Here is a 20,840-nt window from a genome sequence, read left to right on the forward strand (position 1 = left end):
CTGACAACAACATAGGCTGGGGGTGTTTAAAATATCAAGCACCCGCTTTCAACACCGCGTGCTCCCCTTCGCGGGCATGCCCGCTCCCACAGGTACGGCGCCGCCCTTGAAGTTAGCGAGATCCGTGTGGGAGCGGGCGCGCCCGCGAAGAGGCCAGCACTGGCAACCTCTATTCCCGCAAGGTCATGCCGTTGGCCGGCAGCGGCAAAGCCGTCTTGTACCGCACCTGCTTCAAGGCAAAACTCGACCGGATATTCGCCACCCCCGGCAACCGCGTCAGGTAGTCAAGAAACCGCTCCAGCGCCTGAATGCTCGGCAGCAGTACCCGCAGCAGGTAATCCGGGTCCCCGGTCATCAAGTAGCACTCCATCACCTCGGGCCGTTCGGCAATTTCCTCCTCGAAGCGGTGCAACGACTGCTCCACCTGCTTTTCCAGGCTGACATGGATGAACACGTTTACATCCAGCCCCAGCGCTTCGGGTGACAGCAACGTCACCTGTTGGCGGATTACCCCAAGTTCCTCCATGGCCCGCACGCGGTTGAAACAGGGCGTGGGCGACAGGTTGACCGAGCGGGCCAGCTCGGCGTTGGTAATGCGGGCGTTTTCCTGCAGGCTGTTGAGAATGCCGATATCGGTACGATCGAGTTTGCGCATGAGACAAAATCACCGGTTTTTTGTGTTTATGCGGAATGTTTATCTGCACCGCTCGGCAAAGGCAATCAACTTGAGAGAAAAATTCTCCTGCCGGACCACTAAGATGTAGATGACGCTGACCTACCAGTCACAAGCCGGTGTTCAGCGGCGGCCGCTTCAGAGCTCACAAAAACAAATACCCGAGCGAGCGTAAAAAGCATGAACGAGTACGCCCCCCTGCGTTTGCATGTGCCCGAGCCCACCGGCCGGCCAGGCTGCCAGACCGATTTTTCCTACCTGCGCCTCAACGACGCAGGTCAAGCCCGTAAACCCCCCGTCGATGTCGAGGCTGCCGACACTGCCGACCTGGCTCACAGCCTGGTCCGCGTGCTCGATGAGCAGGGCGACGCCCAAGGCCCTTGGGCTGAAGACATCGACCCGCAAGTCCTGCGCCAAGGCATGCGTGCCATGCTCAAGACGCGGATTTTCGACAGCCGCATGGTGGTTGCCCAGCGCCAGAAGAAGATGTCCTTCTACATGCAGAGCCTGGGCGAAGAAGCCATCGGCAGCGGCCAGGCGCTGGCGCTGAACCGTACCGACATGTGCTTCCCTACCTACCGCCAGCAAAGCATCCTGATGGCGCGAGACGTGTCGCTGGTCGAAATGATCTGCCAGCTGTTGTCCAACGAACGCGACCCGCTCAAGGGGCGCCAGCTACCAATCATGTACTCGGTACGCGAGGCTGGCTTCTTCACCATCAGCGGTAACCTGGCGACCCAGTTCGTGCAGGCGGTCGGCTGGGCCATGGCCTCGGCGATCAAGGGCGATACCAAGATCGCCTCTGCGTGGATCGGCGACGGTGCCACAGCCGAGTCAGACTTTCACACCGCCCTCACCTTTGCCCACGTGTACCGCGCCCCGGTAATCCTCAACGTGGTCAACAACCAGTGGGCCATTTCTACCTTCCAGGCCATCGCCGGTGGCGAATCGACCACCTTCGCCGGCCGTGGCGTGGGCTGCGGCATTGCCTCGCTGCGGGTGGACGGCAACGACTTTGTCGCTGTCTACGCCGCCTCGCGCTGGGCCGCCGAACGCGCCCGCCGCGGCCTAGGCCCAAGCCTGATCGAGTGGGTCACCTACCGTGCCGGCCCGCACTCGACCTCGGACGACCCCTCCAAGTACCGCCCTGCCGATGACTGGAGCCACTTCCCGTTGGGCGACCCGATCGCCCGCCTGAAGCAGCACCTGATCAAGATCGGCCACTGGTCCGAGGAAGAGCACCAGGCCACCACGGCCGAATTCGAGGCTGCGGTCATTGCCGCACAAAAAGAAGCCGAGCAGTACGGCACCCTGGCCAACGGTCACATCCCAAGCGCCGCCTCGATGTTCGAGGACGTGTACAAGGAGATGCCCGACCACCTGCGCCGTCAACGCCAGGAACTGGGGGTTTGAGATGAACGATCACAACAACAGCATCAACCCGGAAACCGCCATGGCCACCACTACCATGACCATGATCCAGGCCCTGCGCTCGGCCATGGATGTCATGCTTGAGCGCGACGACAATGTGGTTGTCTACGGCCAGGACGTCGGCTACTTCGGTGGCGTGTTCCGCTGCACCGAAGGCCTGCAGAACAAGTACGGCAAGTCCCGCGTGTTCGACGCGCCAATCTCCGAAAGCGGTATCGTCGGTACCGCCGTGGGCATGGGCGCCTACGGCCTGCGCCCGGTCGTGGAAATCCAGTTCGCCGACTACTTCTACCCGGCCTCCGACCAGATCGTCTCGGAAATGGCGCGCCTGCGTTACCGCTCAGCCGGCGAGTTCATCGCCCCGCTGACCCTGCGCATGCCGTGCGGCGGTGGCATCTATGGCGGCCAGACCCACAGCCAGAGCCCGGAAGCGATGTTCACCCAAGTGTGCGGCCTGCGCACTGTCATGCCATCCAACCCGTATGACGCCAAAGGCCTGCTGATTGCCTCGATCGAATGCGACGACCCGGTGATCTTCCTGGAGCCCAAGCGCCTGTACAACGGCCCGTTCGACGGCCACCACGACCGCCCGGTAACGCCGTGGTCGAAGCACCCACACAGTGCTGTGCCAGACGGCTACTACACCGTACCGCTGGACAAGGCCGCCATTACCCGCCCCGGCAATGACGTGACCGTGCTCACCTACGGCACCACGGTGTACGTGGCCCAGGTGGCCGCCGAGGAAAGCGGCGTCGATGCTGAAGTGATCGACCTGCGCAGCCTGTGGCCGCTGGACCTGGACACCATCGTCGAGTCGGTGAAAAAGACCGGCCGCTGCGTGGTGGTGCACGAGGCCACCCGTACCTGCGGCTTCGGTGCCGAGCTGGTGTCGTTGGTGCAAGAGCACTGCTTCCACCACCTGGAGGCGCCCATCGAGCGCGTCACCGGCTGGGACACCCCCTACCCTCACGCGCAGGAATGGGCGTATTTCCCAGGGCCTTCGCGGGTAGGTGCGGCATTGAAAAAGGTCATGGAGGTCTGAATGGGCACGCACGTCATCAAGATGCCGGACATTGGCGAAGGCATCGCACAGGTCGAGTTGGTGGAATGGTTCGTCAAGGTCGGCGACATGATCGCCGAAGACCAGGTGGTGGCCGACGTCATGACCGACAAGGCCACTGTGGAAATCCCTTCGCCGGTCAGCGGCAAGGTGCTGGCACTGGGCGGCCAGCCCGGTGAAGTGATGGCGGTCGGTAGCGAACTGATCCGCATCGAAGTGGAAGGCAGCGGCAACCATGTGGATGTGCCTCAGGCCAAACAGATAGAAACGCCCGCCGCCCCTGTGGCAGCCAAGCCGGAACTGCAGAAAGACGTAAAACCCGCTGCGTACCAGGCACCCGTCAACCACGAAGCTGCGCCCATCGTGCCGCGCCAGCCGGGCGACAAGCCGCTGGCCTCACCGGCGGTGCGCAAGCGTGCGCTGGATACCGGTATCGAACTGCGCTATGTGCACGGCAGCGGCCCGGCCGGGCGCATCTTGCACGAAGACCTTGACGCCTTCATGAGCAAGCCGCAGAGCGCCGCCGGGCAAGCCCCCAATGGCTATGCCAAGCGCACCGACAGCGAGCAGGTGCCGGTGATCGGCCTGCGCCGCAAGATCGCCCAGCGCATGCAGGATGCCAAGCGCCGGGTCGCGCACTTCAGCTATGTGGAAGAAATCGACGTCACCGCCCTGGAAGCCCTGCGCCAGCAGCTCAACAGCAAGTACGGCGACAGCCGCGGCAAGCTGACGCTGCTGCCGTTCCTGGTGCGTGCCTTGGTCGTGGCGCTGCGTGACTTCCCGCAGATCAACGCCACCTACGACGACGAAGCGCAGGTCATCACCCGCCATGGCGCGGTGCATGTAGGCATTGCTACCCAGGGTGACAACGGCCTGATGGTGCCAGTGCTGCGCCATGCCGAAGCGGGCAGCCTGTGGGCCAATGCCGGCGAGATTTCGCGCCTGGCCAACGCTGCGCGCACCAACAAGGCCAACCGCGAGGAGCTGTCGGGTTCAACCATCACCCTGACCAGCCTGGGCGCCCTCGGCGGTATCGTCAGCACTCCGGTGGTCAACACCCCGGAAGTGGCAATTGTCGGCGTCAACCGCATGGTTGAGCGGCCGGTGGTGATCGACGGCCAGATCGTCGTGCGCAAGATGATGAACCTGTCCAGCTCGTTCGACCACCGCGTGGTCGACGGCATGGACGCCGCGCTGTTCATCCAGGCCGTGCGTGGCCTGCTCGAACAACCCGCCTGCCTGTTCGTGGAGTGAGCATGCAACAGACTATCCAGACTACCCTGTTGATCATCGGCGGTGGCCCTGGTGGCTACGTGGCCGCCATCCGCGCCGGGCAACTGGGCATCCCTACCGTGCTGGTGGAAGGCCAGGCACTGGGCGGTACCTGCCTGAACATCGGCTGCATTCCGTCCAAGGCGCTGATCCATGTGGCCGAGCAGTTCCACCAGACTTCACGCTTTGCCGGGCCGTCGGACCTGGGCATCAGCGTTGCTTCGCCGCGCCTGGACATCGGCCAGAGCGTGGCCTGGAAGGACGGCATCGTCGACCGCCTGACCAGCGGGGTAGCTGCCCTGCTGAAGAAGCACGGGGTCAAAGTGATTCACGGCTGGGCGAAGGTGCTTGATGGCAAGCAGGTCGAGGTTAATGGCCAGCGCATCCAGTGCGAACACCTGTTGCTGGCCACCGGTTCCAGCAGCGTCGAACTGCCGATGCTGCCGCTGGGTGGGCCAGTGATTTCCTCAACCGAAGCGCTGGCACCGACGGCACTGCCGCAACACCTGGTGGTGGTGGGCGGGGGCTATATCGGCCTTGAGCTGGGCATTGCCTACCGCAAACTGGGCGCGCAGGTCAGCGTAGTGGAGGCGCGTGAGCGCATCCTGCCGACCTACGACAGCGAATTGACCGCCCCGGTGGCCGAGTCGTTGAAGAAGCTGGGCATCGCCCTGCACCTTGGCCACAGCGTCGAAGGTTACGAAAACGGTTGCCTGCTGGCCAACGACGGCAAGGGCGGGCAACTGCGCCTGGAAGCCGACCAGGTGCTGGTGGCCGTGGGCCGCCGGCCACGCACCCAAGGCTTCAACCTGGAATGCCTGGACCTGAAAATGAACGGCGCCGCCATTGCCATCGACGAACGCTGCCAGACCAGCATGCACAACGTGTGGGCCATCGGCGACGTGGCCGGCGAACCGATGCTGGCACACCGGGCCATGGCCCAGGGCGAGATGGTGGCCGAAATCGTCGCCGGCAAGGCACGCCGCTTCGAGCCTGCCGCGATTGCTGCTGTGTGCTTCACCGACCCGGAAGTGGTAGTGGTCGGCAAAACCCCGGAGCAGGCCAGCCAGCAAGGGCTGGACTGCATCGTCGCGCACTTCCCGTTTGCCGCCAACGGCCGGGCAATGAGCCTGGAATCGAAGAGCGGTTTCGTGCGCGTGGTGGCGCGCCGGGACAATCACCTGATCCTGGGCTGGCAAGCGGTTGGCGTGGCGGTTTCCGAACTGTCTACGGCGTTTGCCCAGTCGCTGGAGATGGGCGCGTGCCTGGAGGATGTGGCCGGTACCATCCATGCCCACCCGACGCTGGGTGAGGCGGTACAGGAAGCGGCATTGCGCGCCCTGGGCCACGCCCTGCATATCTGACACTGAAGCGGCCGAGGCCGATTTGGCCCGCTGCGCCGAGAGGCGCCGCGGGTCTTTTTTCATTCAGGCCACAGGACGATCCAGCAACAGGCACCGCTCCCACAATGACCGCGCGCTACTCGGCTATGGCGTTCTTGCCTGCCGCCTTGGCCCGGTACAGCGCCTTGTCGGCCCGCGCCAGCAGCGCAGGCTGGTCCTCTCCTTCCTGCCATTGGACCACGCCATAGCTCAGGGTCAGCCGGCAATCGCCCACAGGCTCCAGCTGCTCAATCACCTGACGCAAGCGTACCGCCACCTCAAGTGCATCCCTCAGCGTGGTCTGCGGCAGTACAAGGACAAACTCATCCCCGCCCCAGCGGGCCAACAGGTCCAGTTCACGCTGGCAGGTGCGCAGGTTTTCGGCCACCCGCACCAGCGCCGCATCGCCCCTAGCATGGCCGTAGCGGTCGTTGATCGGCTTGAAGTCATCCATGTCCATGGCGATCAGCGACAACGGCTGGCGGAAGCGCTTGGCCCGCTCGCACTCCAGTTGCAGGGTCTTGTCCAACCGATAGCGGTTGGCAATGCGGGTCAATGCATCGCGCTCGGCCAACTCGCGGTTTTCGTCCAGTTGCCGCTGCAACTGCTGGTTCACCCAGGACAGCTCGCGAGTGCGCTCGGCCACTAGGCACTCCAGCGACTGGTTCTTCTGTTCCAACTGGGCCACCCGGCGTTTGCCGGCATCGATATTACGGTGCGCCCCGAGCATGCGCGCCACCGAACCGTCCTGGTTATGGGCAATGATGTAGCCGCTGTCTTCGATCCACAGATAGCTGCCATCCTGGCAACGACAGCGGTATTCGATGAGGTAGCGCTCGTTGCGCTGGTTGATATACGCCTCGAAATGCGCCATTACCCGCGGGTAGTCCTCCGGATGGATCACGCTTTCCCAGGTGAGGACTGAATTGGCCATTGAATGGCTGGTGTAGCCGAGCATGGCGTACCAGCCCGGGTTGCGATAGACGTAGCCGGTATTGGCATTCCAGTCCCAGATGCCATCGCTGATCAACTCGAACAAGGTGTGCAATTGCTGTTCACTGAAGCCGGCGGGTGCCGGCCCGGTTTCCTGATTCATGGACGCTCTCCCTGATGCCCAGCAACTGCGCCCCGTTCACGGGGCTGCCGACAGTGGTGGTAATTGCCGCAGGCGGCAAGAGGATGCTTGAACCGGCAAGCATATGCCCCCCGTGCTGCCGCCGGAAATAGTCGCAACGCGCTATTTTCGCCCACCGCTGCAGGCGGTATGGCTGCCGAAGTGTTTCGTATAAGATATCCGCACCGCCTGATTCTGGAATTTCCCGTGCCGTTGCCGTCTTTCAAAGCTACCGACCTGGGTGCAACGCCCTCGATGTCGGAAATCATCGCCAAACACCTGCGCGAGGCAATTATCTCGGGGCAGCTGGCCGAAGGCGAACCGGTGCGTCAGGACGAAGTGGCGCAGGCGTTCAACGTCAGCAAGATCCCGGTGCGCGAAGCCCTGAAGCGCCTGGAAGCCGAAGGCCTGGTGGATTTTCAGCGCAACCGTGGCGCGCTGGTTACCCGCATCTCGGAACCTGAACTGGCGCAGATGTTCGAGGTACGTGTGTTGCTGGAAGTGCAAGCGATTCGCCTGGCGATTCCGAACATGACCGAAGCACATTTTGCCCAGGCCGAAGCCATCTGCGCGGAGTTCATCGGCGAGGACGATGTGGGCCGCTGGGCCGACCTGAACTGGGCGCTGCACGCCTGCCTGTACGAACCGGCGCGGCGGCCTTACCTGGTCGGCCTTATCCGCTCGATCCATGACAAGGTGGAACGCTACCTGCGCATGCAAATGAGCCTGTCAGCGGGCAAGCTGCGCGCGGATCACGAGCACCGGGATATCGTTGCCGCCTGCCGGGCGCGGGATGTAGAACTGGCGGCGCGGCTGATAGAAGAACACATCAATGGCGTGTGCCAGAGCCTGTACGAGCACCTGCCCCATAACTGACCCGACAGGCTATCACCGCCCCGTGCAGGAGCAGCCTCCTGCGGCCCTTACAGAAAAACCATGACGTATTGATTTAACGGGGACGCTGTGGGAGCGGGCTTGCCCCGAGAACACCGGCAAAGCCGGTGCCATACACCCCGTGGCCCCCTTCGCGGGACCAGCCCGCTCCCACAATGACCCCGTTCTATCCTGCCAATGGCTCGATTGGAAATCTCCCTTTCTGGCTTCGTTTTTGCTTATCTAGATATCGTATACGAAATACCATATAAGGAATCGGCGGCTCCGATTTCCCCGGCGCCACCCTGCCTACTCCTTCTTCCAATAATTACGTATCGGAGTGCAAAACCATGGCCACACCCTCTTCGGCGGCATCAGCGAATGTCGCAAACACAGCAGACAAGGCCCCTGCGGGCATCAAGCGTGTGGTAGCTGCGGCCATGGCCGGCGCAGTCGCCGAGTGGTACGAATTCTTCCTCTACGGCACCGCCTCGGCGCTGGTGTTCGGCCAGCTGTTCTTTCGCCAGACGGGCAGCGCCATGGACGGCATCATTGCCGCCTTTGCCCTCTACGCAGTGGGCTTTCTCGCCCGCCCCATCGGTGGCCTGGTGTTTGGCCATTACGGGGACAAGGTCGGCCGCAAGCATTTGCTGCAGATCAGCCTGATCGTGGTCGGGATAACCACCTTCCTGATGGGCTGCCTGCCCACCTTCGAGCGCATCGGCTATGCCGCGCCCATCCTCCTGGTGGTGTTGCGGCTGATCCAGGGCTTCGCCTTCGGCGGCGAATGGGGCGGCGCGGTGCTACTGGTGTCCGAGCACAGCCCGGACAACCGCCGCGGCTTCTGGGCCAGCTGGCCGCAAGCGGGCGTGCCGGCCGGCAACCTGATCGCCACTATCATCCTGCTGTTGTTGTCGTCCAACCTTAGCGAGGCGCAGTTCCTGGACTGGGGCTGGCGGGTGGCCTTCTGGTTCTCGGCAGTGGTGGTGCTGATCGGTTACTGGATCCGCACCCGAGTCGATGATGCCCCCATCTTCAAGGAAGCCCAGGCCAAGCAGCAGAAGCTGGAAAGCCAGCAACTGGGCGTAGTGGAGGTGGTCACCAAATACTGGCGCGAAGTGCTGATCGGCATTGGCGCGCGCTTTGCGGAAAACATCCTCTACTACACCGTGGTCACGTTCTCCATCACCTACCTGAAACTGGTGGTGCACAAAGACACTTCGCAAATTCTGCTGCTGATGTTCGGCGCTCACCTGCTGCACTTCTTCATGATCCCGGCCATGGGCTACCTCTCAGACATCATCGGCCGCAAGCCGGTGTACCTGATCGGCGCCGTGCTCACCGCGTTCTGGGGCTTTGTCGGTTTCCCGATGATGGACACCGGCAACGACTGGCTGATCATGGCGGCCATCACGCTGGGCCTGGCCATCGAGTCGATGACCTATGCGCCGTACTCGGCCTTGATGGCCGAACTGTTCCCCACCCACGTGCGCTACACCGCCCTGTCGTTGTGCTACCAGGTGGCGCCAATCCTGGCTGGCTCGCTGGCCCCGCTGATCGCCGTCACCTTGCTGAAGGAATACAACAGCTCCACGCCTATTGCCTGGTACCTGGTGGGCGCGGCAGCGATCTCGATTGTTGCCGTGGCGGCAGCCAAGGAAACCCGCGGCAAGTCGCTGCGCGCCGTTGACGAAGAATCCGCGGCCCGCAACGCCGGCCGTTAAGCAACCCATAAAAATCACACAACAATAGGTAACCACCATGAGCAATATCTTCAACGGCACCATGCCCGCCCTGATGACCCCGTGCACCGCCGAGCGCAAACCGGACTTCGACGCCCTGGTGCGCATGGGCCACCAGCTGATCGAGGCCGGCATGAGCGCCGTGGTGTACTGCGGTTCGATGGGCGACTGGCCACTGCTGACCGAGGCCGAGCGCCAGGAAGGCGTGGCGCGCCTGGTGGCCGCCGGCATCCCGACCATTGTCGGCACTGGCGCGGTGAACACCCGTGAAGCGGTATCCCATGCCGCCCACGCCGCCAAGGTCGGCGCCGCCGGCCTGATGGTCATCCCTCGCGTGCTCAGCCGCGGTGCCTCGCTGATCGCCCAGAAGCACCACTTCTCGGCCATCCTCGCCGCCGCGCCCAAGCTGCCAGCGGTGATCTACAACAGCCCCTATTACGGCTTCGCCACCCGCGCCGATCTGTTCTTCGAGCTGCGCCGCGAATTCCCCAACCTGATCGGCTTCAAGGAGTTCGGCGGTGGTGCCGACCTGCGTTATGCCGCCGAGCACATCACCTCCAAGGATGACGACGTGACCCTGATGGTGGGCGTGGATACCCAGGTGGTGCATGGCTTCGTCAACTGCAACGCCACCGGCGCCATCACCGGCATCGGCAATGCCCTGCCCCGTGAGGTGCTGCACCTGGTGAGCCTGAGCAAGCAGGCGGCCAAAGGCGATGCCAAGGCCCGTCGCCTGGCGCGCGAACTGGAAGCGGCGCTGGCGGTGCTGTCGTCGTTCGATGAGGGCTGCGACCTGGTGCTGTATTACAAGCACCTGATGGTGCTGAACGGCGACAGCGAGTACAGCCTGCATTTCAACGAAACCGACGTGCTGACCGACGCCCAGCGCAACTATGCCGAGCAGCAATACGCGCTGTTCCGCAGCTGGTACGCCAACTGGTCGGCCGAGCAGAACATCGCCTGATTACCAAGGCCCCGCCGCGTTCTCTGTGGGAGCGGGCTTGGCCCGCGAAGCAGGCGACGCGGTGCCTGGCACCGGCTTTGCCGGTGTTCGCGGGCACGCCCGCTCCCACAGGGATGGCGGTGCAGCAGCGCCTGAGGCAACACGCCTCAGGAAAAATCGGCAGGATGTTGTGCAGAGAATTCGTTTGAGGTCCTTGGCCTTATTGTCCATGGTGGCAGGCTGGTAGCTATTTGCCACGCGTGGACGCAGGCGCATGACGATGCCTGCGTTGGGGGACGTTGTCGGATCCCCCCAACAATAAGAGAGGACAAGGAAATGCAATCCAACGGTTTGAAGCAAAGCCTCAAGCAGCGGCACATCACCATGATCGCACTGGGCGGGGTGATCGGTGCAGGGCTGTTCATGGGCTCGGGCGCACTGATCGCATCGGCAGGGCCTGCGGCCATCCTGTCGTATTTCATTGGTGGCCTGGTGGTCACTCTGGTGATGTTCATGCTGGGCGAAATGGCCTGTCGCAACCCGGATGCGGGGTCATTCTCGACCTATGCCAACACCTGGCTCGGCGACTGGGCAGGGTTTTCAGTCGGCTGGCTGTACTGGTTCAAGTCGATGATGACCATCACCCTCGAAGCGGTACTGCTGGGCTCCATCCTGCATGACTTTCTACCCTGGCTGCCGATCTGGGCAGGCGCCTTCCTGATGTTGGTGACACTGATGGCCAGCAACGCCTACTCGGTGCGTTCGTTTGCCGAAGTGGAGTATTGGCTGGCGGCCATGAAGGTCGCCACCATCCTCATCTTCATGCTGCTGGGCATCTCGATCCTGCTGGGCCTGCACAACGACATTCCTTCGCCTGGCCTGGTCAACCTCACCGCCCACGACGGGTTCATGCCCAATGGCCTATCGCCCGTCATGGCGGGTGTCATCGTGGTGATATTCTCCCTGGGCGGCAGCGAAATTGCCGCGGTGGCCGCAGGTGAATCGGAGAACCCGCGGCAGAACGTGATTCGCGCGATCAAGAGCGTGATCCTGCGAGTGATGTTGTTCTACGTTGGCTCCGTGTCGATCCTGATCCTGTGCCTGCCATGGACCGACAAGGCCAACCTGGCCTCGCCCTATGTTTCGCTCTTCACCCTGGCCGGGTTCGGCGGTGCTGCGGTGGCCATGAAACTGGTGCTGTTCGTCTCGTTCATGTCGGTGATGAACTCGTTCATGTTCTCCAACTCGCGCATGCTGTTCTCGCTTAGCCAGCGCGGGCACGCGCCCAAGCTGTTCTCGCGCACCAGCGCCAAGGGCGTGCCGATCAATGCACTGCTGCTGAGCCTGTCGATCTGCACGATGATCCTGACCGTGCACTTTATCAGCGCCGGTGACCTGTTCATGACCCTGGCCAAGAGTACCGGCAGCCTGGTGATGGTCGTATGGATCTTCATCATCATCGCCCACGTGGCCATGCGCTGGAGAACCCGTCACGAAGCGGTCGACCCCAAGGCCTTTCGCGCCTGGTTGTTCCCGTACGCCAACATCGTTGCGCTGTTCGCCCTGTTGGCAGTGATCGGCACCCAGGCGTTCGACCCGGCGTCGCGTTTCCAGTTCTGGTTCACGGTGCTGACGCTACTGCTGGTTGTGGCGGGGTACTTCCTGATGCGCCAGCAAACGGCGGCCGCTGCAAAGGAGGCGGAGGTCAAGACAGGAGAGACAAGAAATGGCGTCCCAGGCAGGAATTGAACCTGCAACCTTCCCCTTAGGAGGGGGATGCTCTATCCAATTGAGCTACTGAGACGCTACGACCGGCAGCGAGCGCTGCACAGCGGGACGGCCAGCATGTTAACCAGCATGCTGGCATTTGTCATGCACCTACCGGGCTTTTTCGCGTAATCCTTTTCTGGCACTGCTACACCTGCGGCAGCACACCTTCATCGCGAAGCACCCCGAACAGGGCTGATACCGCAGCCTCCAGGGTTGTAGAGTTGTCCAGCAGGTGCACCGACGGATCAGGCAGTGCCTGCAAGCGGGCGCTGCGAGCCAGGCGCTGCTCGACTTCCTCGGCGGTTTCGCGGCCACGGGCCACCAGGCGCTGGCGCAACACCTGCGGCCTGACCTGCACAAGCACCGCCAACAGGCCCGGATAACGCTGACGCGCTTCGGCCAGGTAAGCGCGCGAGCCGTTCACCAGCACTGCCCGGCCCTCCGCCAGCCAGTCGTCCACCTGCCGGGGAATCCCGTAGTCCAGGCCGTTGGCGTGCCAGTGCATGGCAAAAGCACCCTGCACGCGCAGGGTCTCGAACTGTTCAGGCGTGACACCATGGGCGGCTTCGCCCTTGGCTTCGGCCGAACGGGTAATGACACGCCGGGCAATTTCTACCCCGGCAGCCGCCAGCCGCTCACGTGCGCCGTCGATCAGGGAATCTTTCCCCGAACCCGACGGTCCTACCAGAAATATCAACCGGCCTGTCCCTGATCGACGGTCGCTTGCGTCATGTTGCATAGCCACTATGCTCTATGAAGGGAAACCGCCGCATTCTAGGTGTTTTCCTGGCCTTTTGCTGCGTTTTACCTGTTTTTGACGGCAAAAGTCTGACGGTTGGGCAAGCCGGAGCATGTAAAACTTTTCAAACCAGTGCTCATTTCTGATAATTGGTACTGGCATAAAGCCTTTATCCGGCTCACTATTTGTCACAGAATTGACGCCAAGGAAACGGCGACCATAAGGCAAGATGAGCATCCATTTTTACTGACGGTTGAACATTTTGTCGTCGCCACGGTCGTATTTCCACCCCGTGCGGCCAATTTGAGAACCGCTTCCCCTGAACCAAAATCTGGTCAATTTATATGCGCCCAATGAAACAGGCTATTTATTCAAGCCGCACCGCTGACAAATTTGTCGTCCGCCTGCCAGACGGGATGCGTGAGCGCATTGCCGAGGTAGCGCGCAACCATCACCGCAGCATGAACTCTGAAATTATCGCGCGCCTGGAACAGAGCCTTATCCAGGAAGGTGCGTTGGGTGACGAGCTGAGCATGCGCCTGGACAGCCCTGAGCTGTCCCTGCATGAGCGCGAGTTGCTGCAGCGCTTCCGCCAACTGTCCCACCGACAGCAGAACGCCCTGGTTGCCCTCATCGCTCACGATGTGGAAATGGCCGCCGACGCTTCCTGAGGCGTGCAGCGAACATGAAAAAGCCAGCGTAAGCTGGCTTTTTTGTGGGCGCCTGACTAGCCGCGCTGCAGCCCCTGTGGGAGCGGCCTTGTGTCGCGAAAGGGCTGCAAAGCAGCCCCGGGGCATCAGCAGCAATGCACAGATTTCTGGGGCTGCTTCGCAGCCCTTTCGCGACACAAGGCCGCTCCCACAGGGCCGCGCAACTGCAAGAAAAGGGGTTTACAGCAGGAACAGCGTAGCCAGGCCAAGGAAGATGAAGAAGCCGCCACTGTCCGTCACGGCAGTGATCATCACACTCGCCCCCATCGCCGGGTCGCGCCCCAGGCGGGCCAACGTCATCGGGATGAGCACACCCATCAGCGCCGCCAGTAACAGGTTCAAGGTCATCGCTGCGGTCATCACCACACCCAGTGACCAGCTGCCATACAACCAGAAAGCCACCGCACCAATCACGCCTCCCCAAACCAGGCCGTTGATCAGCGACACCGCCAGCTCCTTGCGCATCAGGCGACTGGTGTTGCCCGGCGACACCTGGTCCAGCGCCATGGCGCGGACGATCATGGTGATGGTCTGGTTACCCGAGTTGCCACCAATACCCGCAACGATCGGCATCAACGCCGCCAACGCCACCAGCTTTTCGATCGAGCCTTCGAACAGCCCGATCACGCGCGAGGCAACAAAGGCGGTGATCAGGTTGATCGCCAGCCATGCCCAACGGTTGCGGAACGAGCGCCAGACCGAGGCAAAGATATCTTCCTCTTCACGCAGACCCGCCATGTTGAGGACTTCGCTCTCGCTCTCCTCACGGATCAGGTCGACCATCTCGTCAATGGTCAAACGGCCAATCAGACGACCGCTCTTGTCCACTACAGGTGCCGATACCAGGTCATAACGCTCGAAAGCCTGCGCCGCATCATAGGCATCTTCCTCAGGCTGGAAGGACACCGGGTCGGTCGCCATGACCTCCGCTACCTTCTTCTCTGGGTCGTTGACCAGCAGGCGCTTGATCGGCAATACCCCTTTCAGGATGCCGTCATAATCGACCACGAACAGTTTGTCGGTGTGGTTGGGCAGTTCTTTCAGGCGGCGCAGGTAGCGCAGTACCACCTCCAGGCTGACGTCTTCGCGGATGGTGACCATCTCGAAGTCCATCAGCGCACCGACCTGCTCCTCGTCGTAGCTCAGCGCCGAGCGCACACGCTCGCGTTGCTGGGCATCGAGGGTTTCCATCAGCTCGTGAACAACGTCACGCGGCAGCTCAGGGGCCAGGTCGGCCAGCTCGTCGGCGTCCATTTCCTTGGCGGCGGCCAGCAGCTCGTGATCGTCCATGTCGGCGATCAACGATTGACGAACCGAGTCGGAAACTTCCAGCAGGATGTCGCCATCGCGATCCGAGCGCACCAGCTGCCAGACCGTCAGGCGGTCTTCCAGGGGCAAGGCTTCGAGGATATAGGCGATGTCGGCGGGGTGCAGGTCATCAAGCTTGCGCTGCAGCTCGACGAGGTTCTGGCGGTGGACCAGGTTTTCTACCAGGTCATTGTGCGCGCCTTCCTGGCGGTGCGTCAGGTCTTCGACCACACGCTGGCGTTGCAGCAGTTCGACCACCTGGGCCAGGCGATCCTGCAGGCTTTCTTGCGCTTTTTTTACTTCTACTTCAGTCATAGGCGAACTCCACTCCCAGCAGCGGAGCACGCCGGGAGAATCAATCGGTCAGATCTTTCTGTATGAATCTTGTTAGCGAGTAACTACTGGGTAAGTCCATGGTGGTTTTCCACAAGCCCCGGCGGGGCTGACGGGCGCAATCATACACTGCTCAAGCTGTCAGATCGCTTAAAATTTTGGTCAGAACAATCGTTTGCGTGATAAAGGTGGGACAACGCTCGAAGCTATGAGTGCGACGATTGTTGTGGATGGGGAAGCACATTGAAGTTCAGGTACGCTGCGCCTGATCAATTTGGGGCTGCCTTACAGCCACACGCTACACCCTGCTCATGACAGAAGAGCTTAGATCGACATCGCCAACAATTCAGTGGCGCAAAAAACAAAAAGCCCGCTCAATTGAGCGGGCTTCTTGATGGGGTATGGCGGACTCAGCAGGATTCGAACCTGCGACCGCTCGGTTCGTAGCCGAGTACTCTATCCAGCTGAGCTATGAGTCCGTGGTGGTAGTTTTAGACCAGATTACCACTGGTTGACTGAAGCAGCTTTGCAAGCAGAGCCACTTCAAAAAGTGGCGGACTCAGCAGGATTCGAACCTGCGACCGCTCGGTTCGTAGCCGAGTACTCTATCCAGCTGAGCTATGAGTCCGCATTGGTAGTTTTAGACCAGATTACCACTGGTTTCTTGAAGCAGCCTTGCAAACAAAGCCACTTCAAAAAGTGGCGGACTCAACAGGATTCGAACCTGTGACCGCTCGGTTCGTAGCCGAGTACTCTATCCAGCTGAGCTATGAGTCCGTGTCTTGCCGCGCATTATAGGTCGCTGAAACATTTTTGCAAGAACTTTTTCGTTTAAAATCAACTACTTAGCGTTCTTACCGTTTACAGCGCCCTAAGCGAATAATGGCGGTGAAGGGGGGATTCGAACCCCCGATACCCTTATGAGGTATACTCCCTTAGCAGGGGAGCGCCTTCGGCCACTCGGCCACCTCACCGCAACACGAGGCGAATATTAAAGAACCTCTTTCACCTTTGCAACCCTTTTTTTGAAAAAAACTTCAAAAAAATTAAAGGCTTGGCTCTTCATCCTTCTCTTTCTTGATCCGCAGGTAGATTTCCTCGCGGTGAACGGCCACTTCTTTAGGGGCGCTGACGCCAATACGCACCTGGTTGCCTTTGACGCCAAGCACCGTCACGGTGATCTCGCCGTCTCCAATGATCAGGCTCTCGGCGCACCGACGAGTCAGAATCAACATAGCTTTCTCCTTACGCAAAACATTCAGGGGTAACAGTCTTTGGTATCAGGGCCTGGTCGTGGACGACGACCAGGCCCCGGTTACTCGCCACACAGGGCAGGACAGGCCATGCGTGGCGAGCAGAAACGCGAAGGGCGCGGCAAGCCGCGCCCTTCCTGGCAGCGCCTTACTCGCCCTGTCGGACAGGTGCGTCGAGCTCGAACGCGGTGTGCAGCGCACGCACGGCCAGCTCCAGGTACTTCTCTTCGATCACGACCGAAACCTTGATCTCGGAGGTGGAGATCATCTGGATGTTGATGCTCTCCTTGGCCAGGGCTTCGAACATGCGGCTGGCAACACCGGCGTGCGAACGCATGCCGACGCCAACGATCGAGACCTTGGCGATCTTGGTATCGCCGATCACTTCACGGGCACCGATTTCGCGGGCAGTGTTTTCCAGCACGCTTTGCGCCTTCTCGTACTCGTTGCGGTGTACGGTGAAGGTGAAGTCGGTGGTGTTATCGTGGGCAACGTTTTGCACGATCATGTCGACTTCGATGTTCGAAGCGCTGATCGGGCCGAGGATCTTGAAGGCCACGCCCGGGGTGTCCGGCACGCCGCGAATGGTCAGCTTGGCTTCATCACGGTTGAAGGCGATACCGGAAATGATCGGCTGTTCCATGGATTCCTCTTCATCAATGGTAATGAGGGTACCCGGACCCTCCTTGAAGCTGTGCAGCACGCGCAGCGGAACGTTGTACTTGCCGGCGAACTCCACCGAACGGATCTGCAGCACCTTGGAACCGAGGCTGGCCATTTCCAGCATCTCTTCGAAGGTGATCTTCTCCAGGCGTCGGGCCTGTGGCACGACGCGCGGGTCAGTGGTGTAGACGCCATCGACGTCGGTGTAGATCTGGCACTCGTCAGCTTTCAGCGCTGCCGCCAGGGCCACACCCGTGGTGTCGGAGCCGCCACGGCCCAGGGTGGTGATGCTGCCGTGCTCGTCGACGCCCTGGAAGCCTGCTACCACGACCACGCGGCCTTCCTTGAGGTCGGCACGAATCTTCTGGTCGTCGATCTGCAGGATGCGCGCCTTGTTATGCGAGCTGTCGGTGAGGATGCGCACCTGGTTGCCGGTGTAGGACACGGCTGGCACACCACGCTTGATCAAGGCCATGGTCAGCAGGGCAATGGTGACCTGCTCACCGGTCGACACGATCACGTCCAGTTCACGCGGAACCGGATGATCGGTGATCTGCTTGGCCAGGTCGATCAGGCGATTGGTTTCACCGCTCATGGCCGACAGCACAACCACCAGGTCGTCGCCTGCCTCACGGTGTTTCTTGACCTTTTCGGCAACCTGCTCGATCCGCTCGATGGAACCGACAGAGGTGCCGCCAAATTTCTGTACGATCAACGCCATTTCAATGGTGCCTCAGCCCATACAGGGCCTCAAAAAACAATCCAACATGAAGGAGTGGACGGGAGTGGCCTGTGTGGCTAAGCCTTGCACCCGAGACTGAGCGCACGAATTAGCCGTACAGGCCACCAGACCACCCACCCCTTCATCTCAAAGTCCCTGCTCTGCGAATGGCACGGCCAGCGCCAGGGCCTGGTCCAGTGCAGCGACGTCGACGCCACCACCCTGGGCCATGTCCGGACGACCACCGCCCTTGCCACCCACCGCCGCAGCGGCTTGTTTCATCAGATCGCCAGCCTTGAGTTGGCTGGAGAGGTCCTTGGTCACGCCGGCCACCAGCACAACCTTGCCCTCATGCTCGCTGCCCAGCAGGATCACTGCGTGGCCGAGCTTGTTTTTCAACTGATCGACCAGGGCCAGCAAGGCCTTGCCGTCCTGCCCATCCAGGCGGGCGGCGAGAACCCTGGCACCCTTGACCTCAACAGCCGCGTTGGAGAGATCGTCCCCGGCGGCGCTGGCAGCCTTGGCCTGCAACTGTTCCAGCTGCTTCTCCAGCTGACGGTTGCGCTCGAGCACAGCCGACAGCTTGTCGATCAGGTTGTCGCGGTTGCCCTTGACCAGTTGCGCGGCTTCCTTGACCTGCTCTTCGGCAGCATTCAGGTAGGCCAGCGCAGCAGCGCCGGTCACGGCTTCGATACGGCGCACACCAGAGGCTACGCCGCCTTCGCTGATGATCTTGAACAGGCTGATGTCACCGGTGCGCTTGGCGTGGATACCGCCGCACAGCTCTACCGAGAAATCACCGCCCATGCTCAGCACACGCACGGTGTCGCCGTACTTCTCGCCGAACAGCGCCATGGCACCTTTGGCCTTGGCGGTTTCGATGTCGGTCAGTTCGGTTTGCACCGGAGTGTTCTTGCGCACTTCGCGGTTGACGATGTCTTCCAGGGCCTTGATCTGCTCTGGCTTCAGCGCCTCGAAGTGGCTGAAGTCGAAACGCAGGCGCTGGCTATCCACCAGAGAGCCCTTCTGCTGTACATGTTCGCCCAGCACCTGGCGCAGCGCTTCGTGCAGCAGGTGGGTAGCAGAGTGGTTGAGCGAAGTGGCGTGCTGCACCTCGGCATCGACCTTGGCCACGACCGGCGAACCGATCACCAACGCACCGCTGGCGACCACGCCGTGGTGCAGGAAGGCACCGCCGGTTTTGGTGGTGTCGCGCACATCGAAGCGCGCAGCGCCGGCCTGCAGGAAGCCGGTGTCACCCACCTGACCACCGGATTCGGCATAGAACGGCGTGCGGTCGAGCACGACCACGCCCTGCTCGCCTTCACCTAATTGGTCGACGGCCTGGCCGTCTTTGTACAGGGCGATGATCTTGCCTTGGCCTTCGGTGGCGTCGTAACCGAGGAACTCGGTGGCGCTGTCGACCTTGACCACGCTGTTGTAGTCCATACCGAAGGCGCTGGCGGAACGCGCACGCTCACGCTGGGCGTCCATCTCGCGCTCGAAGCCGGCTTCGTCGATGGTCAGCTCGCGCTCACGGGCAATGTCGGCCGTCAGGTCCATCGGGAACCCGTAGGTGTCATACAGCTTGAACACCACATCGCCCGGTACCACGTCGCCTTTCAGCTGGGCCAGGTCCTGCTCGAGGATGCGCAGGCCTTGCTCCAGGGTCTTGGCGAACTGCTCTTCTTCAGCCTTCAGCACACGCTCGATGTGCGCTTGCTGGCTCTTCAGCTCAGGGAAGGCCTCGCCCATTTCGGCGGCCAGTGCGGCAACGATCTGGTAGAAGAAGCTGCCTTTGGCGCCCAGCTTGTTGCCGTGGCGGCAGGCGCGACGAATGATGCGCCGCAGCACATAACCACGGCCTTCGTTGGACGGCAGCACACCGTCGGCGATCAGGAAGCCGCACGAGCGAATATGGTCGGCGACCACCTTCAGCGACGCCTGGCCGTCATTGCTGCAACCGATAGCCTTGGCCGCAGCCGCCAGCAGGTTCTGGAACAGGTCGATCTCGTAGTTCGAGTGCACGTGCTGCAGCACGGCGCTGACGCGCTCCAGGCCCATGCCGGTGTCCACCGACGGCGCTGGCAGCGGGTGCAGCACGCCGTCGGCGGTGCGGTTGAACTGCATGAAGACGTTGTTCCAGATCTCGATGTAGCGGTCGCCGTCTTCTTCTGGCGAGCCGGGCGGGCCGCCCCAGATGTCAGCGCCGTGGTCGTAGAAGATTTCGGTGCACGGGCCGCACGGGCCAGTGTCACCCATGGTCCAGAAGTTGTCGGAGGCGTAAGGGGCGCCCTTGTTGTCGCCGATGCGCACCATGCGCTCGGCCGGCACGCCGATTTCCTTGGTCCAGATGTCGTAGGCTTCGTCGTCAGTGGCGTAGACGGTGACCCAGAGCTTTTCCTTGGGCAGGTTAAGCCACTTGTCCGAGGTCAGGAAGTTCCAGGCGTAGGTGATGGCATCACGCTTGAAATAGTCGCCGAAGCTGAAGTTGCCCAGCATTTCGAAGAACGTATGGTGACGCGCGGTGTAACCGACGTTTTCCAGGTCGTTGTGCTTACCACCGGCGCGCACGCACTTCTGGCTGCTGACAGCCCGGGTGTAGGCACGCTTCTCCGCGCCGAGGAAACAGTCTTTGAACTGGTTCATGCCGGCATTGGTGAACAGCAGGGTTGGGTCGTTGTTCGGGATCAGCGAACTGGAGGCGACTCGGGTGTGTCCCTGCTCTTCGAAGAAGCGAAGGAAGGCTTCACGGATTTCTGCGCTTTTCATAGGTTCTTCCACGGAAACGGCGGCCCTGTCGGGCAAACGCGTCGACGAAACGACGGCAAAGGGCCGCATTATATCGGTCCT

At 61.6% G+C, this 20,840-nt stretch carries 16 protein-coding genes and 5 tRNA genes; 9 read left to right on the forward strand and 12 right to left on the reverse strand.

Features of this window, described 5'->3' with window-relative positions:
- Positions 1 to 169: 169 nt before the first annotated feature.
- Positions 170 to 655 carry a Bkd operon transcriptional regulator BkdR gene (bkdR, locus tag OZ911_RS21035; protein ID WP_012273540.1) on the reverse strand — a complete coding sequence of 162 codons (486 nt, stop codon included), beginning with the start codon at positions 653 to 655 and terminating at the stop codon, positions 170 to 172.
- A gap of 198 nt (positions 656 to 853) precedes the next feature.
- On the opposite strand from bkdR, the gene OZ911_RS21040 reads away from it, so the two are divergent.
- The 4 genes from OZ911_RS21040 to lpdA are packed head-to-tail and all read left to right on the forward strand — an operon-like array spanning position 854 to position 5,800.
- Positions 854 to 2,086: a 3-methyl-2-oxobutanoate dehydrogenase (2-methylpropanoyl-transferring) subunit alpha gene (locus tag OZ911_RS21040; RefSeq protein ID WP_016488475.1), complete on the forward strand. Its 1,233-nt coding sequence runs from the start codon at positions 854 to 856 to the stop codon at positions 2,084 to 2,086.
- Between the two features lies 1 nt (position 2,087).
- Complete coding sequence (locus tag OZ911_RS21045) at positions 2,088 to 3,146, forward strand: alpha-ketoacid dehydrogenase subunit beta (RefSeq protein ID WP_016488476.1); 1,059 nt, start codon at positions 2,088 to 2,090, stop codon at positions 3,144 to 3,146.
- A complete protein-coding gene (locus tag OZ911_RS21050) occupies positions 3,147 to 4,418 on the forward strand; it encodes a dihydrolipoamide acetyltransferase family protein (RefSeq protein ID WP_016488477.1) in 1,272 nt (423 codons plus the stop codon). It begins immediately after the preceding gene.
- Positions 4,419 to 4,420: 2 nt separating this feature from the next.
- Positions 4,421 to 5,800: a dihydrolipoyl dehydrogenase gene (lpdA, locus tag OZ911_RS21055; protein ID WP_070086698.1), complete on the forward strand. Its 1,380-nt coding sequence runs from the start codon at positions 4,421 to 4,423 to the stop codon at positions 5,798 to 5,800.
- 115 nt (positions 5,801 to 5,915) lie between these two features.
- Here the strand turns inward: lpdA and OZ911_RS21060 are convergent, their stop codons facing one another.
- On the reverse strand, positions 5,916 to 6,914 hold the full coding sequence (locus tag OZ911_RS21060) for a sensor domain-containing diguanylate cyclase (RefSeq protein ID WP_016488479.1): 999 nt from the start codon (positions 6,912 to 6,914) through the stop codon (positions 5,916 to 5,918).
- 273 nt (positions 6,915 to 7,187) lie between these two features.
- Here OZ911_RS21060 and OZ911_RS21065 point away from each other — a divergent pair, with 273 nt between their 5' ends.
- The 4 genes from OZ911_RS21065 to OZ911_RS21080 all read left to right on the forward strand — a co-directional run bounded on the left by OZ911_RS21065 (position 7,188) and on the right by OZ911_RS21080 (position 12,239).
- On the forward strand, positions 7,188 to 7,808 hold the full coding sequence (locus OZ911_RS21065) for a GntR family transcriptional regulator (RefSeq protein ID WP_096426987.1): 621 nt from the start codon (positions 7,188 to 7,190) through the stop codon (positions 7,806 to 7,808).
- 347 nt (positions 7,809 to 8,155) lie between these two features.
- Positions 8,156 to 9,529: a fosfomycin efflux MFS transporter AbaF gene (gene abaF / locus OZ911_RS21070; RefSeq protein ID WP_031311623.1), complete on the forward strand. Its 1,374-nt coding sequence runs from the start codon at positions 8,156 to 8,158 to the stop codon at positions 9,527 to 9,529.
- Between the two features lie 37 nt (positions 9,530 to 9,566).
- A complete protein-coding gene (locus OZ911_RS21075; protein ID WP_095116799.1) occupies positions 9,567 to 10,511 on the forward strand; it encodes a dihydrodipicolinate synthase family protein in 945 nt (314 codons plus the stop codon).
- A 315-nt stretch (positions 10,512 to 10,826) separates the two neighbouring features.
- The gene (locus OZ911_RS21080; RefSeq protein ID WP_031311930.1) at positions 10,827 to 12,239 is read left to right on the forward strand and encodes an amino acid permease; all 1,413 of its coding nucleotides are present in this window, start codon (positions 10,827 to 10,829) and stop codon (positions 12,237 to 12,239) included.
- Here OZ911_RS21080 and OZ911_RS21085 read toward each other — a convergent pair.
- Positions 12,218 to 12,294 (reverse strand) — tRNA-Arg (locus tag OZ911_RS21085). The two genes, OZ911_RS21080 and OZ911_RS21085, sit on opposite strands and share 22 nt — an antisense overlap.
- 111 nt (positions 12,295 to 12,405) lie before the next feature.
- The gene (phnN, locus tag OZ911_RS21090) at positions 12,406 to 12,999 is read right to left on the reverse strand and encodes a phosphonate metabolism protein/1,5-bisphosphokinase (PRPP-forming) PhnN (protein WP_023047695.1); all 594 of its coding nucleotides are present in this window, start codon (positions 12,997 to 12,999) and stop codon (positions 12,406 to 12,408) included.
- Positions 13,000 to 13,343: 344 nt separating this feature from the next.
- Between phnN and OZ911_RS21095 the strand changes: the two genes are divergently transcribed.
- Complete coding sequence (locus OZ911_RS21095; protein WP_003254499.1) at positions 13,344 to 13,670, forward strand: Arc family DNA-binding protein; 327 nt, start codon at positions 13,344 to 13,346, stop codon at positions 13,668 to 13,670.
- Positions 13,671 to 13,889: 219 nt separating this feature from the next.
- On the opposite strand, the gene mgtE is transcribed toward OZ911_RS21095, so the two are convergent.
- The 8 genes from mgtE to alaS all read right to left on the reverse strand — a co-directional run bounded on the left by mgtE (position 13,890) and on the right by alaS (position 20,759).
- A complete protein-coding gene (gene mgtE / locus OZ911_RS21100) occupies positions 13,890 to 15,332 on the reverse strand; it encodes a magnesium transporter (RefSeq protein WP_016488484.1) in 1,443 nt (480 codons plus the stop codon).
- A 420-nt stretch (positions 15,333 to 15,752) separates the two neighbouring features.
- A tRNA-Arg gene (locus OZ911_RS21105) sits at positions 15,753 to 15,829 on the reverse strand.
- 72 nt (positions 15,830 to 15,901) lie between these two features.
- Positions 15,902 to 15,978, reverse strand: a tRNA-Arg gene (locus OZ911_RS21110).
- Positions 15,979 to 16,050: 72 nt separating this feature from the next.
- Positions 16,051 to 16,127, reverse strand: a tRNA-Arg gene (locus tag OZ911_RS21115).
- Positions 16,128 to 16,233: 106 nt separating this feature from the next.
- Positions 16,234 to 16,324: transfer RNA gene (locus tag OZ911_RS21120), tRNA-Ser, on the reverse strand.
- Between the two features lie 72 nt (positions 16,325 to 16,396).
- Positions 16,397 to 16,585 (reverse strand): carbon storage regulator CsrA, encoded by a 189-nt coding sequence (gene csrA, locus OZ911_RS21125; RefSeq protein ID WP_003254503.1) that lies wholly within the window; start codon positions 16,583 to 16,585, stop codon positions 16,397 to 16,399.
- A gap of 166 nt (positions 16,586 to 16,751) precedes the next feature.
- Positions 16,752 to 17,987, reverse strand: coding sequence for an aspartate kinase (locus OZ911_RS21130; protein WP_016488485.1), 1,236 nt, complete (start codon positions 17,985 to 17,987; stop codon positions 16,752 to 16,754).
- A gap of 147 nt (positions 17,988 to 18,134) precedes the next feature.
- Positions 18,135 to 20,759 (reverse strand): alanine--tRNA ligase, encoded by a 2,625-nt coding sequence (alaS, locus tag OZ911_RS21135; RefSeq protein WP_070086778.1) that lies wholly within the window; start codon positions 20,757 to 20,759, stop codon positions 18,135 to 18,137.
- Positions 20,760 to 20,840 lie beyond the last annotated feature (81 nt).

This window comes from Pseudomonas fortuita (genome assembly GCF_026898135.2).
GTDB classification, from domain to species: domain Bacteria; phylum Pseudomonadota; class Gammaproteobacteria; order Pseudomonadales; family Pseudomonadaceae; genus Aquipseudomonas; species Aquipseudomonas fortuita.